The 14488-nt window shown below is 69.2% G+C and carries 12 protein-coding genes; 3 read left to right on the top strand and 9 right to left on the bottom strand.

What is annotated here, in order from left to right:
• Nucleotides 1-15: 15 nt before the first annotated feature.
• Both espB and AC5Y5V_RS00745 read left to right on the top strand, forming a co-directional pair.
• The gene (espB, locus tag AC5Y5V_RS00750) at nucleotides 16-1398 is read left to right on the top strand and encodes an EspB family ESX-1 secretion system-associated protein (RefSeq protein ID WP_499930566.1); all 1383 of its coding nucleotides are present in this window, start codon (nucleotides 16-18) and stop codon (nucleotides 1396-1398) included.
• Nucleotides 1398-1736, top strand: a complete 339-nt coding sequence (locus AC5Y5V_RS00745; protein ID WP_499930564.1) for a YbaB/EbfC family nucleoid-associated protein — start codon at nucleotides 1398-1400, stop codon at nucleotides 1734-1736. The genes espB and AC5Y5V_RS00745 overlap by 1 nt, the downstream gene beginning before the upstream one ends.
• Here the strand turns inward: AC5Y5V_RS00745 and AC5Y5V_RS00740 are convergent.
• A complete protein-coding gene (locus AC5Y5V_RS00740; RefSeq protein ID WP_499930562.1) occupies nucleotides 1733-1882 on the bottom strand; it encodes a hypothetical protein in 150 nt (49 codons plus the stop codon). The genes AC5Y5V_RS00745 and AC5Y5V_RS00740 overlap by 4 nt on opposite strands.
• A 78-nt stretch (nucleotides 1883-1960) precedes the next feature.
• Here AC5Y5V_RS00740 and AC5Y5V_RS00735 point away from each other — a divergent pair, with 78 nt between their 5' ends.
• The gene (locus tag AC5Y5V_RS00735) at nucleotides 1961-4234 is read left to right on the top strand and encodes an EspK C-terminal domain-containing protein (protein ID WP_499930560.1); all 2274 of its coding nucleotides are present in this window, start codon (nucleotides 1961-1963) and stop codon (nucleotides 4232-4234) included.
• A 751-nt stretch (nucleotides 4235-4985) separates the two neighbouring features.
• Here AC5Y5V_RS00735 and AC5Y5V_RS00730 read toward each other — a convergent pair.
• The 8 genes from AC5Y5V_RS00730 to eccCb form a co-directional block, all read right to left on the bottom strand.
• Entirely contained in the window at nucleotides 4986-5750 is a 765-nt protein-coding gene (locus tag AC5Y5V_RS00730) for an alpha/beta fold hydrolase (protein ID WP_499930558.1), read from the bottom strand.
• A gap of 102 nt (nucleotides 5751-5852) precedes the next feature.
• Nucleotides 5853-6590: a hypothetical protein gene (locus AC5Y5V_RS00725; RefSeq protein WP_499930556.1), complete on the bottom strand. Its 738-nt coding sequence runs from the start codon at nucleotides 6588-6590 to the stop codon at nucleotides 5853-5855.
• Between the two features lie 127 nt (nucleotides 6591-6717).
• Nucleotides 6718-8265 (bottom strand): type VII secretion integral membrane protein EccD, encoded by a 1548-nt coding sequence (gene eccD, locus AC5Y5V_RS00720; RefSeq protein WP_499930554.1) that lies wholly within the window; start codon nucleotides 8263-8265, stop codon nucleotides 6718-6720.
• A complete protein-coding gene (locus tag AC5Y5V_RS00715) occupies nucleotides 8262-10508 on the bottom strand; it encodes a MinD/ParA family ATP-binding protein (RefSeq protein ID WP_499930552.1) in 2247 nt (748 codons plus the stop codon). Before AC5Y5V_RS00715 ends, eccD begins: the two co-directional genes overlap by 4 nt.
• Before the next feature lie 114 nt (nucleotides 10509-10622).
• Nucleotides 10623-10907, bottom strand: a complete 285-nt coding sequence (locus AC5Y5V_RS00710) for a WXG100 family type VII secretion target (RefSeq protein ID WP_499930550.1) — start codon at nucleotides 10905-10907, stop codon at nucleotides 10623-10625.
• A 38-nt stretch (nucleotides 10908-10945) separates the two neighbouring features.
• The gene (locus AC5Y5V_RS00705) at nucleotides 10946-11254 is read right to left on the bottom strand and encodes a WXG100 family type VII secretion target (RefSeq protein ID WP_499930548.1); all 309 of its coding nucleotides are present in this window, start codon (nucleotides 11252-11254) and stop codon (nucleotides 10946-10948) included.
• An 84-nt stretch (nucleotides 11255-11338) separates the two neighbouring features.
• Entirely contained in the window at nucleotides 11339-12478 is a 1140-nt protein-coding gene (locus AC5Y5V_RS00700; protein WP_499931087.1) for a PPE family protein, read from the bottom strand.
• A 222-nt stretch (nucleotides 12479-12700) separates the two neighbouring features.
• Entirely contained in the window at nucleotides 12701-14479 is a 1779-nt protein-coding gene (gene eccCb, locus AC5Y5V_RS00695; protein ID WP_499930546.1) for a type VII secretion protein EccCb, read from the bottom strand.
• Nucleotides 14480-14488: the final 9 nt, after the last annotated feature.

Here is a 14488-nt window from a genome sequence, read left to right as displayed (position 1 = left end):
GGAGGATTTAGCGAGATGACTCAGCCGCAGACGATGACGGTCGAGCAGACCGAAATTTTGGGCAGGGCCACTGAGGTAGAAGCCGCGCTACCGACGCTTCCCAACGTCACGCCACTCAAGCCGTGCGGCCTCAAGGCGGCCGACACCGCGGGCCGGCAACTGTTGTTGTCGGCCAACAACATGCTGAGCTACCTGCAGGCGGGCCACCAGGAATGGACCCGGCTGGCGACGTCCATGCGCAACGCGGCCAAGGCTTACGGCGAGGTCGACGAGACCGGTGCGGAGGCCATGACCAACGGCGGTTCCATCGCCGACGAGAGCGCCCAGCTCAACGCCGGGGACACGGGTTCGGCCGGGGTGAGCGAGACGCAGGTGGCGGCCGCCGGTGGACCGGATTTCACCGACCTCAAAACGGCGGCATCCCTCATCGAGCAGCCCGACCAGGGTGCGTCACTGCGGTCCTTCGCCAACCAGTGGGTGGACTACAACCTCACGCTGCAGGGGCTCGTCACGCGGTTCCGTGCCTTCCAGAACTGGGACGGCGAAGCGGCCGCCTCGGTAACGGCGTCGCTGGACCAGCAGAACCAGTGGGTCGTCTACATGGCGAAGCTGAGCGTCTCGATGGCCAAGCAGGCCCAGTACGTCGCGGACCTCCAATACTGGGCGCGCACGGAGCATCCGGCCTACGACGACGTCGTCGGGCTGGAGCGGGCCTACGCGGAGGCCACCGACGAGGACGTCCGACAAAAGATCATGCAGATGTATGCGGAGATGCAGTCGAAGTCGACCCAGGTGCTGTCCGACTACAACACCAAGGCGACGCTGGACCCGATCAACCCGCCGAAACCACCCGCCGCGGTCAAGATCGACGCGCCGCCGCCGCCGACCCCGCAGGGTCTGATCCCCGGCCAGGTCATGAGCATGCTCACCGGCGGCGGCCAGAACGGCGGACTGCCGCAGATGCCGCAGATGCCGGCCGGCGGCATGGGCTCGGGCGGGGGTGGACCCTCGTCCGGCGGCGAGGCGACGCTTACCGGCGCCGGGCATCCCGAGACCCCCAAGGTGCCGGGCGGGGCCGGTGGGATGAAGCCGATGTCGTTCGGCGGCGGAGGCGCCGGCGGCGGTGCCGGCTCGGCGCTGGGCCCCGCCCCCGAGGCCGGTTCCGTGCAGCCCGCCGCGACAACAGACCTCGCGGGTGCCGGCCGTGGCGGCGCGGCCAGCGGAGCCGGGGCGGCCGGTGGCGGCATGGGAATGCCGATGGGCGGTCACGGCGCGGGGCAGGGCTCCAGCAAGAACAAGAGCTCCCAGCAAGACGACGAGGCACTGTACAAGGAAGACCGGGCGTGGACCGAGGCCGTCATCGGTAATCGCCGTCCAGGTGGCAAGGAGTCGAAATAATGAATCAGCTGAACCCCAAATCCGCCATGATCCTGGCGATGACGGGACAGGTTCAAGCGGCCCTCGAGGGTCAGCTCAACCTGATGAACGACGGCCTTTTCCGCGCTACGGACGAAGAACGAACCGTCCACGTGGAGATGAACGGCCACCAGTGGCTCACCAGCCTCAAGATCGAGCAGGGTCTGCTGAAAAAGGGCGCGGAGGTTGTGAGCGCCCGCGTCAACGAGGCGATTTCCAATGCGCAGCGCGCGGCGGGCGCCTACAACGAGGTGGCCGGCGAGCAACTCGGCGCGGTGCTCGACCAGCTTTCCCGACAGATGAATCTGCCGGGGTTCTAGGCCTTCCAGACCGTTGCCACCGCGACCCGACGGCGGCGATTTCCGGGGCGCTCACGGGCGCGTTCGGCGTTGCGGACAACGCCCGTTTCCAGGCCCGCCGGGTGCGCCTCTCGGCACCAAAATTGCTGCATCTGACGGGTCTTCATGTCGGTTAGGCTTGTTGAAACCAAGCGGACAGGTGTCATCGACGCGGCCTGGGAGCTGTTGTAAGAGGAGTTAGGGCGATGGGCATTACGAGGCCGGTAGGCGAGTATGCCGAGTCGATGCTGAGCCCGGGCGGCTGGCCCGAGTCCAACGAGGACAGCTACTACGAACGGGCGCAACAGTACAACCAGATGCTGCACAAGGTCACCGATGTCCTGGACGCCGCCAAGCAGCAGAAGAATGGGGTTTTCGAAGGCGGTGTCTGGACGGGCAGCGCCGCCAACGCCGCAAATGGCGCCCTCGGCGCGAACCTGAATCAAATAATGACGCTGCAGGATTACCTTGCGACAGTCATCACCTGGCACCGGCATGTCGCCGATCTGATCGTTCAAGCAAAGTCGGATATCGAAGACAACGTCGAGGGCACGCAGCGGGAAATCTCGATACTCGAGATGGACACCGAGCTCGATCCCGATGAAAAAGCCACCGCGATCAACAAATTGGTCAATGCCGCGCACGGCGCCAATGTCAGCATCGTCAACAGCACGGCGGAACAGGTGCTGCAGTCCAAGAGCTGGCAGCCGCCGAACAACGCGCTGAAGGACCTGCTCAACCAGAAGACCCCGCCGACGGTCGACGTCCCGACCCTGCAGGTGCCGAGCACCCCGAGCAAGCCGATCGATCCGCTCAAGCCGATCATCCCCGACCTGCCGACTCCGTCGCCGATCACGCCGGTGAACCCGTTGGACCCGCTGGCGCCCTTCGTGCCGACGCCGGGCACACCGGACGGGCCGTTCACCCCGATCACGCCGGTGAACCCGCTCGACCCGCTGGCGCCGTGGGTGCCCGGAACGGACACCCCGGTGACGCCGGTCAATCCGGTCACCCCGATCACGCCGGGTATGCCGGTCACCCCGATCACGCCGACGCCCGACACCCCGGTGCGGCCGGTCACCCCGGTGACGCCGGTCAACCCCGTGAGCCCGACCCCGGCGCCGACCCCCACGCCGTCGCCCACGCCGTCGCCGCACCCCAGTCCGTCGCCGACCCCGGCGCCGGTGGGCCCCAATGTGCCCGCACCCGACCATCCGCCCGCGGTGGACCCCGGGCCGCACACGCCGTCGATACCCGGCGGGGGAGACCAGCCTGCCCACGTCCGGCCCGCGGCGTTGATGGAAGACGTCCGCGGTGGGCCCTCGAGCCAGCCCTCGGGAGCCGCGCCGGCGCACGACGCCGACGCCGGGGGGTCGGTGGCGCCCGCCGCCGCGACCGGCGGCGGCATGCCGACCGGACGAGCCGGCGGTACGACGGCCGGCGCCGCCCCAGGCGCGGGCCCCGGCCCGTCGGCCGGGGAGTCCGGCTCGGTGAAGGCCGCGTCGGCCCGCTCCGGCACCGGTCGCGCCCCGCTCGGTTCGGGGGGCACGGCCGGGGGATCGGCGAGCGCCCGCGCGGCGGGGTCGGCGCGTCCGGCGGCTCCGGCCGCCCGTCACGACGGCTCCGACCAGCTCGATCCCGGCGCCGTCGGGGCACTGATTCCGGTTTCCGGCGCGCGTGCCGCACGCGACGCCGTCGCGGCGGCCTCCCGGCGGGGCGCAAAGAAGGACCCGTTGGCCGTGGCGCGGCGTATTGCGGCGGCGTTGAACGCGTCCGACAGCGCCGGCAGGGGCGACTTCGGATTCTTCTGGATCACCGCGGTGACCACCGACGGCAGCATCGTGTTGGCCAACAGCTACGGCCTGGCTTACATCCCCGAGGGCGTCGAACTGCCCGACAAGATCCGCCTGGCCAGCGCCGACGACGAGATGCCGGCCGCCGACCGTGCGCGCTGCGCCACCTACCCGGTGATGGCCGTGCAGATGTGGGCGGCCCACCACGAGAAGAAGCTGCGTGCCGTGATCGGCACCGAGGAGCAGCTGGCCAACTCCGACCCTGGTGCGGCCAAGATCATCCTCGAGGCCGACGACATTCCGGAAAGCGGTCAGATGGCGGGCCTGTCGCGGCTCGAGGTGGTGGATCCCGATGCGGCGGCCCGCCTGGCCGACGCCAAGGATCAGCAGCTGGCCGACCTGCTGCCCGCGGCGCCGACCGATGAGAACCCGTCGGACAACCGGATCATGATGTGGTTCGACGTCATGAAGTTCATGACGACCAACGCCGCTGGCCGCGAGGCGCCGCACCTGCGGGCGTTCCACGGGTACGCTGCGCATTCGCGGGACCTGGCGCTGCACCGGGCGTACGCCGCCGAGGATGCGGAGGCTCAGCGTCCCGCTATCGCGGAGTGGATGTACTGGAAGTACGTCGCCGGAGTCCTCGACAGTGCCCTCTCCGACGCGAGCCCGGCTGCGCCGCAATAAAACTCGGGCGGCGACCGCTGACCCGAGCAGCTGGGGTTTGGCAGCGACGACGACGCGTTGGATGTTGGCGGGGATGGTGCCGAGGACCTGACCGTCACCGACAGCACCGGACACACCCTGGACAACCGATCCCTCGGCCGACCACCCAACGGCCACCCTGCAATGGGCCCCCGGCGAACGCGCCGACTGGTGGTGGTACACCCTACGAACCCACAGAGACCGGAACGTAGCGCAGCGTGCGAGCATGTGGCGGTTTGCCCTCCTTCGCGCGACACGTTGTCGCTACGAGGCGGGCAAAAGTCCATATGCCGATCTTCTTGTGACGCCTGGGACTCGCAAGCAAGGACGCGGCGGGCAGCGCCGCCGCGAGCGACCCCAAATTCGAGGCCTCACCCGCAATTTCACGCAAATTTGAGCGCCCTCGCGGGCCAAGTGCCGGGCGGGCAGCCAGCCGAACCCCGCGAACGTGCACAAAACGCCGGCCAGCGCAGCATGTCGCCGTACGTCTGCGCACACTCGCGGGCGCGCGGCGGGTCGAGCATGTGCCGGTTTGCCCTCCTTCGCGCGACACGTTGTCGCTGCGAGGCGGGCAAAAGTCCATATGCCGATCTTTTTGTGACGCCTGGGACTCGCAAGCAGGACGCGGCGGGCAGCGCCGCCGCGAGCTCGGCACCCAACAAACCTCCACCGGACGTCGCACCCTGGAACGGCCCGCTCGGCGAACGCGCCGACGCGACGTCGGGCCGGTCACCTAGCCCGCTTCGCCCGTCACGGCCAGGATGGTCCGGGCTGTCAGGTCCGGATCGTCGACCACCGCGATGTGCCCGACGTCGGGCAGGAGTACCCACGTGGCGCCGGGCAGGCGTTCGCGCGCCGTCGGGCCGAACGTCGCGGCCGGAACGAGGCGGTCGATCTGGGACCAGGCCAGGGTGACCGGGCAAGGTAGCGGGTCCAGCGGCTCGGCCTGCTCGTCGGGAGAGTAGTGATCGATGAAAGGGCAGTCGCGGGTGTCGTCCAATATGTCCAGCATCCTGGCGGCGGTGAGGCGGTCGCCGTGACACGCGGCCGCGCGGAAACCGAGGCGGCGCACCGTCGCGGACCGTAGGGTGAGCGGCGCCGTCGGCCGGGAAAGGCGCCCAACCGCGCGGACCAGGCGAATCTTCCGGAGGACCTTCCTATGCGATTTGCTGTCCCACCAAAATCCCGCCGGGGAGAACGCGCAGACACTCGCGGCGCGGCCGCGCCGGGCCAGCTCGATGGAAAGCCATCCACCCAGCGAGTATCCGGCAAGATGCGGCCGCGCCAGATCGTGCTCGTCCAGAATGCGTTCCAACGCGTCCACCATGTCGCTGATCCGTGGTGGAAGGCGCTGTAGGGCGGGACCGCCGCGGTGCCCGGGCAGGGTCGGCGTGTGAACGTCGTGAAACTCGGACAACCGCGGAACGATGTCCTGCCAGATGCGACCCGACCCGGTCACGCCGTGCAGCAGGACCAGGGGCGATTTTCCGGTAGCCACGCCAAGAGTGTGACGCTTCCCTTGGCCGAGCAGACGCAGAATCCCCTAAAACCGACCGGTTTAGGGGGATTTTGCGTCTGCTCGCGGGGAGAACGCGGGGGACTAGAGCGTCGTGCCCTTGCCGCCGGACGCGCCGGTCCGGCCCTGCGCGGGGGCGTGGCCCCGGCCGTGCCCGCCGGCGGCGGCGCCCTCGTCGCCGGACTCCTCGCCGTCGGACTCGTCGTCGGGTTTGGCGTCGGGCTTGGTGTCACTGACCAGCGACGCGGACGACGCACCCGCGCCGCCGGCGCCGCTGCCGCCCTGACCGGCGACCCCCATGACGGTCGACATCATGGGCGAGGCCATCTGAGCCGCCATCCCGGCCTGCGGGGCGAGCTGAACGAGCTGCGGCACGGTCGCCTGGACCCGGGGCGACAGCTCGGTGACCTTCGCCGAAATCTGCGACTCCACATCCTTGAGCCCGGGCGGCAACTTGTCTGACGCCGCGGCCAGCAGCTGGGACGCCTGCCCGCCGACGGTCGACACGGCCTTGCCGGACAGCAGGTCGTCGGCGGAGAACTGGTACTGCTTCAACGCGTCGCCCAGCGACTGGTCGGCCTTCTGGTAGATGTCGGCCGCGTCGCCCATGCTGGTCGCCGTCCGCGTAAGGGCGGCCATGACGCCGGGTAGACCGTCGCTCACCAGCGACTCGATGCCCGGCATGGTCGCGTTGATCGCCGCCGACACCGCGTCCGACCCGGGCACCGTCATCGGCGCCGGAGCCTGCGGGAAGACGAGGCTTAGGAGCTTGGCCCCCGCTTCCTTCAGCCGGGCGGGATCGATGGACAGTGGTTCGACCATCGTCGGATCCCCTCTCTTCGCAGCGGTGCGCGGCATGCACAGCGTCAAAGGAAAATTTTACCGGACCAAAGCGGCCGGGCATGCAGCAATTTCACCCTATGCAGCAAGCCTGACCTGCAAGAACGGTTCAGAACCGGAAATTGCGTACCAGGTCGTAGACACCGGTGATCCACAGCAGCATCGGGATGATCGACGCGACCACCGCGCCGTCGAAGAGCTCCAGAATCCGTCGCAGCACGGGGGAGATGCGCCGCTGCCGCCGCGCGGACGCCGCCACCACCAGCAGGGCAATGATCGCCGCCGCGACGTAGCCGGCCAGCAACATCCAGGCGAGGTGCGGGTACCAGCGGCATAGCCGGATGATCAGGCCCGTAGGTATGACGACCGTCGCGGCCAGCAGCGCCCACGCGCACCAGCGCTCCGCGTACAGCCGCGACCGGAACCCGCACGCCACGGCGATCAGCAGCGCCACCGACAGGCTGTGGATGAAGAAGTGCCCGCGCACCATCACCGTGATCGCGCCCGCCGCCAGGATCAGGGTGCCGGACGTCACGTACCCGATCAGCAGCAACTTGGCGAGGTTGCTGCGTTCGGTCAGCCGCACGGCGGATGCGGGCACCGACGCGATGATGGCCTGCCACGTCGGCGTTTCATCCTCGGACGCCGCGTCGGTTTCGACGGGATCCAGCAGCTCCTCGTGGGCCACCGTCTCGCCGGGCACCGGAATCGGCGGCAGGGCGATGCGTGCGACGGCGACGGTCAGCTTGGCCGCGTTCGTCACGATGAACAGCCCGAACGCGATGGCCCCGGCCGGCACCCAGCGCCCGTAGCCGTACCCGTAGGCAAGCGCGGCGGCGACGATGGCCAGGGTCGTGATCACCGTGAACGACGCGTACTCCGACCGCCGCCGGCGCCCACCCCGCGTCACCAGCGTCAAGAAGAGAATGGCGGCCGCCGCGGCGGCAAGCTGCGGCGCTCCCAGGGATTTGACCCCACGCGGGAACGGGATCGCCAGCATGGCGGCGCCGGTGATCAGGGGGTATGCCGCCAGCATCAGGCTGTCCGACAACTGGGCGTTGCGGTAGAACCTGTTGGCGACGAAGCAACCCACCACCGCGAGGACCCCCGCGATCGCCAGCCCCATCGGCCAGAACACGCTGCGGCCGGTGTCCCACCACGCGCGCCCCGCGACACCGGTGAGGATCAGCGTCAAGACCGGGATCGCTATCACAATGAAGCGGTTCAGGGCCGACCGATCGAACTCCGGCGACTCGTCGAGCACCGCGATCGCGTCGATGACGTCCTCGACGAGCGGCCGGTACCGCTCCGTGCGGCTGGCCGACACGAGCGTCAGCAACGACCCGTCCACCACGCCGGCGTCGTCCAGCGACTGGTCGAGCTTCAGCGGCGGGCACCCGGGCCGGGCGAATGTCCACACGCCCTGCGCGGAAAAGTCGAAACCGGCCAGCACGTCGGCCGGGGCGTCTTCGAGTATCTCGGCCAGCGCCGCGACGGTCTCGTCGATGTAGCTTTCCATCGGTGCGGCCGAGGGCAGCACCAGGTCGGTCATCCGTTTGCCGGTAAGGACCGTCACCCGCGTGGCGGCGGGACGGGCGGGAGGTACCGCGGCCGGCCCCGAGGCGGTCTTACCGGCGGCTACTGCAGGAGCGCTCAACGATGTCCAGCCCTCTCGAAATCGTCGGACAGCACTGCGGCCAACTCGAGAACCCTGCGCTTGAACTCGGGGTCGAGTCGGTCGAGCTCTATCTCGGTTCCGGACGCGATGTGCCTGTCCCAGGGCAGGACCACGACGCGGCCGGGCTTCACTTGCTGTTCGAATCGCTTGGCCAGGTCCTTGGCCGCGATGTTGGGATCCTTCGGCGTGACGTGGTTCAACACGATGCAGGCGCGGCTCATCAGGTCGGTGTAGCCGTTGTTGCGCAACCAGTCCAGCGCGGTGGCGGCCTGCCGGGCGCTGTCGATCGACACGCTGGTCACGATCACCACCGCGGCCGCCGTCTCCAACACCCCGCGGGTCGCCGGGTCGAGCATGCCCGCGCCGCAGTCCGCCAACACGACGTTGTAGAACCTGGAGACGGCGTCGGCCGTGTGGTGCCAATCCTCTTTGCTGAAGACGCGGGGCCTGCCGCTGTAGTCCTCGGCGGTGAGCACCTCGAGGTTGGCCTCGTTGACGGTCGTGTTGGCCCGGACCTTGTTGTAGTGCGACAGCTCGCGGTCCGACAGCAACTCCGCGATGTTGCCGGCGGAACTGCGTCCGGTCCGCTCGGCGAGGTTTCCGCAGCCCGGGTCGGCGTCAAGCGCGAGGATCCGGTCGCGCCGCACGTCCGCGAGCACCGAACCCAGCGCGACGGTAACGGTCGTCTTTCCCGCGCCGCCCTTGAGTCCCAGGATCCCGATCTCGTACGCGGAGTGGGGATTTCGGCGAACCCGGTCGGACAGTTCCAGCTCGTACTTCTCGTCGCGGGACAGTCCCGGGTTGATCCGCGTCAGGGCATACACCCAACGCCGCCAACCGTGCGTCGGCACCACCTTGGCCGGTTTGGCCTTGAGCCTTCGGGGGCCCGGGGTCATCGGCTCCGGCGCCTTCTGGCCAGGTGGCAGGGTCTCGGGCGGCCTGTGCTCGGGCGGCCTGTGCTCGGGTGGCTTGCGCTCGGGCGGCCGGGGCTCCTGCCGCCGTGGCTGCGGACGCGCGGCCGCGTCCGGCGGCATGGCGGCGTCCGCCCATAACGCGGGGTCTGGCGCCGGACGTTTGGCGCCGCGCTCAGCGATGGGGGGCGCAGCCGACGATGCGGCCTCGGCGGCGCGTCGGCGTGCGCGACGACCGGGCGGCGCGTCGCCGGGTGGCTGCGCCGCGATGGGCGCGGTCGGTGGCTGTGTCGACTCGGGTGCTTCTGGCGGGGCGAAGTGCGGTTCCCGCTGCACCGGTCGGGTCGGCGGCCGGGCGCCCGGCGGCGGCCCCGCGTCGTCCCTGCGCACGCGCACGGGGACCGACCGCCTAGGCGCCGACGGCGACGGCGCAGGCTCGTCGGGGTCCGGGCGGTAGCGATGGCCGCGGCGCGGTGGTGCGGGCGGGGGTTGCGCTCCCGGTTCGGGCGGGCGCTGCAGCCGACTTACCGGAATCGGCGCCGACGGCGGCTCGCCGACCGGCATCGGCGGCCGGCGTCGCTGAAGGGGTGGTGGTGGGGAGTCTTCCGCGGGCGGTTCGGGCACCGACCACAAGGACTCCGGAGCGGTTTCGGCCCGAGGCGGTTCCGCCGGTGGCGGGGGTGGTTCGGGTGGCGCCGGCGGCGGTTCGGGCGGGGCCACCGGCGGGCGGCCGATCGGCATCGGCGGCCGGGTGCGGCCCGACGGCCCGGTCGACGGCATGGCCGCCGTTGGAGGCGCGGCCGCGACCGGCTCGGGCACGACCGGCTCCGGTGCGACGGGCTCCGGTGCGACGGGCTCGGCTGCGACGGGCTCGGGCGGGGCCGGGGGAGGTTCCGGCGGCGCCGGCGGTGGTTCGGGCGGCGCCACCGGGGGGCCGCCGATCGGCATGGGCGGCCGGGTGGGTCCAGCGCCCGCCGGCCCGCTCGACGGCCCGCTCGACGGCATGGCCTCGGGCGGCGGCCCAGGCGAGAAGGCCTCTTCCAGGAACGACGGTGGCTCGGGTGGCGGCGCTAACGGGGCGGACTGAAATTGCTGCAACCAGTCGGCCTGCTCCGGTGGGGCGGATTGCCCGTTGGCCTTCGGCGGGCCGGGCGGTGCGGGGGGCGCAGCGGGCGGCGGACTTGCCGGCGCGGCGGGCGGGGGAAATGACGGATTCACATCGAAGAACGAATCCGATGCGAGGTCATTGGGATCATCCGGAAATTCCGCGCCCTCGGCCGACTGAAAGAGCTTGTCGTAGTCGGCCGGCATCAGAACCTCTCCGAAGTTCGTCAAATACAAAAACACGAGAAGGGGCGAGATCCCCTTGTTAGGTTAACTCGCCCGATCTCGTGTTTTGTGATGTTACGCGAAGGTAAGAATGACCTACGCGAACTTGCCGGCAACGCCGCGCTCGGTGCTGGCCATCGCCTGGCTGGCCTGGCTGATGGTCCGCGACAGGCTCTGCAGCGAGTTGTTCAGCTCGAGAGCGGTCTGGTCCCAGCGGCGCTGAACCTGCTGGTAGGAGTCCGAACCGCTACCGCCCCACACGGCCGCGAGGCGGCCGAGGGAGGCCCGGCCCTCGTCGAGAAGCCCGTGGACGGTGTTCACGCTGCCCGAAATCGCGCTCGCGCCAGCTTCGATCTGGGCGAAGCTCCATCTTTGTGACATGTACTAATGCTCCGTTTCTTGATGTAGGTGGGGGGTGCTTAAGCGCCGTCGAACATTGCGGATTCGAGGTTTTGCGCCTGCTCTTCCTCGGCGGCGGTGTACTCGGTCGCGGAGCCGTGGATGTTGCTCGAGATGTCGGTGAGTTCCTTGATCTGCTTCTGCCCGGCTTCGTGGAAGCGCACCAGCGCGGCCTGCGCAGCGCGGGAGGCTTGGCCCTCCCAGCTTGCGGCCAGATCGCCACCGGTCGACTCGACCTGCGCGATGACCTGCTTCAGCTCGCCCGCAATACGGTCGAACTCTGATGCCTCCTTAGCGAGGGCAGCAGCGTCAGTCTTCATCTCTGCCATGCTGACTACTTTCTCTCTTTCTGTGTCCTCGCCATCGTTGGCAAGTCTTCCGGCCCGGTTGGCCGGGAAGTCGTTGTGGGACGGTTACCAATCTTCCTCGTCGTCCCAGCCTGCTAGGTCGTTTTCGTCCATTTCCCGGGCGAGCGGCGAAGGGGCCGCCATGCCCGGTCGGGAGGTGCTGCCCGCAAACTGCGTGCCATGGCCCATCGCACCCAGGGGGGCGGAGCCGCCCGCCGCCGAGGTGCCGGCGGTGGCGCCCGGCGACACGGAGGCCGGCAGCACTGGCGCCGTGGGCTTGTCGATCAGATTGGCCATCAGCGGCGTGCGGGCCAGCGAGCCGCCGGCACCGGGCAGCGACTCCCCGCGCAGCAAACCCGAACCGAGCGCCGAGCCGGAGCCACCGGCCAACGGGTGGTTGGACAGCGGGTTGGCGCCGATCAGCCCGATCTGCGCGGCCTCGTGGTCGGCCAGCGCGGTGCCCGGGCCGCCGCCCGAGCCGCCCATGCTGCCCATCTGGCCGAACAGCGAGCTCACCTGCTGCAGCGGCGCGGTCAGCTGCTGCATCGGCCCGCCCAGCTGCGCGACCTGGCCGACAGTCGCCTGCAGCACCTCGGGGGACGGCAGCGAAGCACCGAGTTTGCCCGCCGCCCCGGAGAGCTGGCTCATCGAGGACTGCAGGCCCTGGCTCAGCGTCGACGGGTCGAGGATCGCGGTCATCGGCTCGATCTCGTCGAACAGCGTGTTGGCTTGGGTTTCCGCCTCGTAGATGTCCATCGCGAGGGCGGCCTGAGTCCACATGGTGACGAAGTACTCGACCTCGTTGAAACCGATCGGCATCAGGTTGATGCCAAAGAAGTTGGTCGCCACCAGCACCGCGTGGGTGATGTGGTTGGCCGCAATCTCGATCAGCGAGGGCGTGGTCGCCAGCGCCTGCGTGTGCAGGCCGGCCTGCGCCGTCGCCCGCATCGCGCGCTCGGTTGCCTGCATCGCCGCGGTCTGCAGCCAGGCCACCATCGGCGTCGCTGCCGCGATCGCCTTGTCGCTGCCGTGTCCGGTCCACGCCTCGGCGAGGGAGGACAACCGGGCCGCCAGCTCGGCGGCCTGAGCTTCCATCGCCGCCGCCAGGGCCTGCCAGCCCATCGCGGCCGCGAGCATCGGCGCCGGGCCCGCACCGGCCATCAGCCGTGCGGTGTTCAGCTCCGGTGGCAATGCGTGCCAAATCATTGTCGGCGGCATCGCTTCCCACCTCCTATTGCCTCGGTCGTGCGTCTTGCATAGGACTGTTTAGAACCGTTATGTGAAATCGCCGATAACCCATTACAAACGTCTCGGGTGTAGGCCTCGAACGCAAGTGGTTCGGGTATTTACATAAAGAGTTCCAACAGCCATTGTTGTCCTCCGCTCGATCCTTGAACCTAGGTCCCGTCTCGGTGCGGTGAAATAATCCTAACCGGGGGTTGGGGGTGCTCCGAACACTTCTTCTGGAGGGTCGACGTAGGGGGCCTGGATGACCTCCTTGCCCTCCGGAGCGACGAGAAATGCCTGGCCAGGCGGTCGGCGCTTGACCTTGAACTCGCTGGACGGGAATTCCTGCTTGTCGCCGGAAAGGAACATGGTCGGGGCTCCGGACCCGAATGCGGAGCCGACGAACTTGTCCATGGTCGCTTTGTATGCCTGGCTCATCTGGCACGTGACAATGATGTGCAAGCCGATGTCCGGTGCCGCCGGCATTAGTGGGAACAGCGGGCTCATTGGCGGAAAACCGCCGGCGGCGCCGACGATCATGTGCCAGTCGTCGACCACCAGCACGACGTCAAATCCACTCCACCACGACCTCGAACGCAATTGCGAGGTCGTCAGGTCCGACGGCGGCAACCGCTTTTTCAGGTTGGCCGCCAGGGCCTTGATGGATTCGTCGAGCGCCGAGCTGTTGCGGTTGATCGCCCCCGCGGCCAGCAGGTGGGTTTCCGGTATCGAGTCCAGCAGGCCCGACCGGAAGTCGGCGAACATGAACCGCACCTGTTTCGGGCTGTTGCGGGCGCAGATGGCCTGCGCGACCGCATGGGCTATCCGGGTCTTGCCGGACTGCGCGTTGCCGAAGATCAGCAGGTGCGGGTTGGTGTGCATGTGCGCGTAGGCCACCTGCATGTCCGACTCGCGCAGACCGATCGGGATCTCCCAGCGGGTGCGGTAGTCGCTGTCCGGCCCGGGCGGGTTCGGGTCCAGCTCGTGCAGGTAGATGCGCTCCGGCAGCACCCTGACCTTGGGCGCCTGCACGGTGTGCTGCGCCGCCACCTGCGCCACCGCCGCCGTCAACGCCTCCACGATGCCGTCGGTGCTGTGCACCCCGTCGAACCGGGGCGCTCCCATCATCAGGTGGTGCTTCTCCACCGAGATGGCCCGGCCCGGGCGGTTGGCCGGGATGTCCCGCGCCATGCGGTCGATCTGGGTGTCGTTGACATCGCCGAGCCGGAACTCGATCTTGGTGCCCAGGTAGTCGCGAACCCGCGACTTCAGTTCCGTCCACCGCGGGGTGGACACGATGACGTGCACGCCGAACGAAAGCCCCTGGGCGGCGAGATCCTGCACCATCGGCTCGAGGTCCGGAAACTCGGTGGTGAAGGTCGGCCAGCCGTCGATGACCAGATAGACGTCGCCAAACGGGTCGGCCGAGACGGGGTGGTTCGGGTCGGCGCGGGCCTGGCGGTAGGCAGCCATCGACCCCACGCGGTTCTCCTTGAAACTGACCTCTCGGGCCCGCACGACGGCTTGCACCTCGGCGACCACCCGGTTCACCTTGTCGGGCTCGGATCGCCCCGCCACCCCGCCGACGTGCGGCAGGTTTTCGAGGTAGATCAGGCCACCGCCACCGAGGTCGATGCAGTAGAACTGAGCGTCGCGCGGCGAGTGGGTGGCGGCGGCGGACAGTATCAGCGTCTGCAGCAGCGTCGTCTTCCCTGTCTGCGGCGCGCCGCCGATGGCGATGTTGCCGCCGCCCGCCGCCGTGTCGACACCCCACACCTCCTGGCGATGCCGCCGCGGCTCGTCCATGATCCCCAGCGCGAAGCGCAGCGGTTGCCGCTGTTGGTCGCGTTCGATGAGCTTGTTGAGCGGCACCGGATCGAGCAGCGGCGGCAGCCACATCTTGTAGGCCCGGGATTCGGTGGTGCTCAGTTGCTCGAGCACGACCTCGCGCAGCGCGCGTACGTCGGATTCGGTACTCATGTGCGCCGC

The sequence above is a fragment of the Mycobacterium sp. NGS68 genome (genome assembly GCF_059812195.1).
The sequence above is the reverse complement of the archived record's forward strand: the minus strand, read 5'-3'. Positions and strand labels throughout refer to the sequence as shown.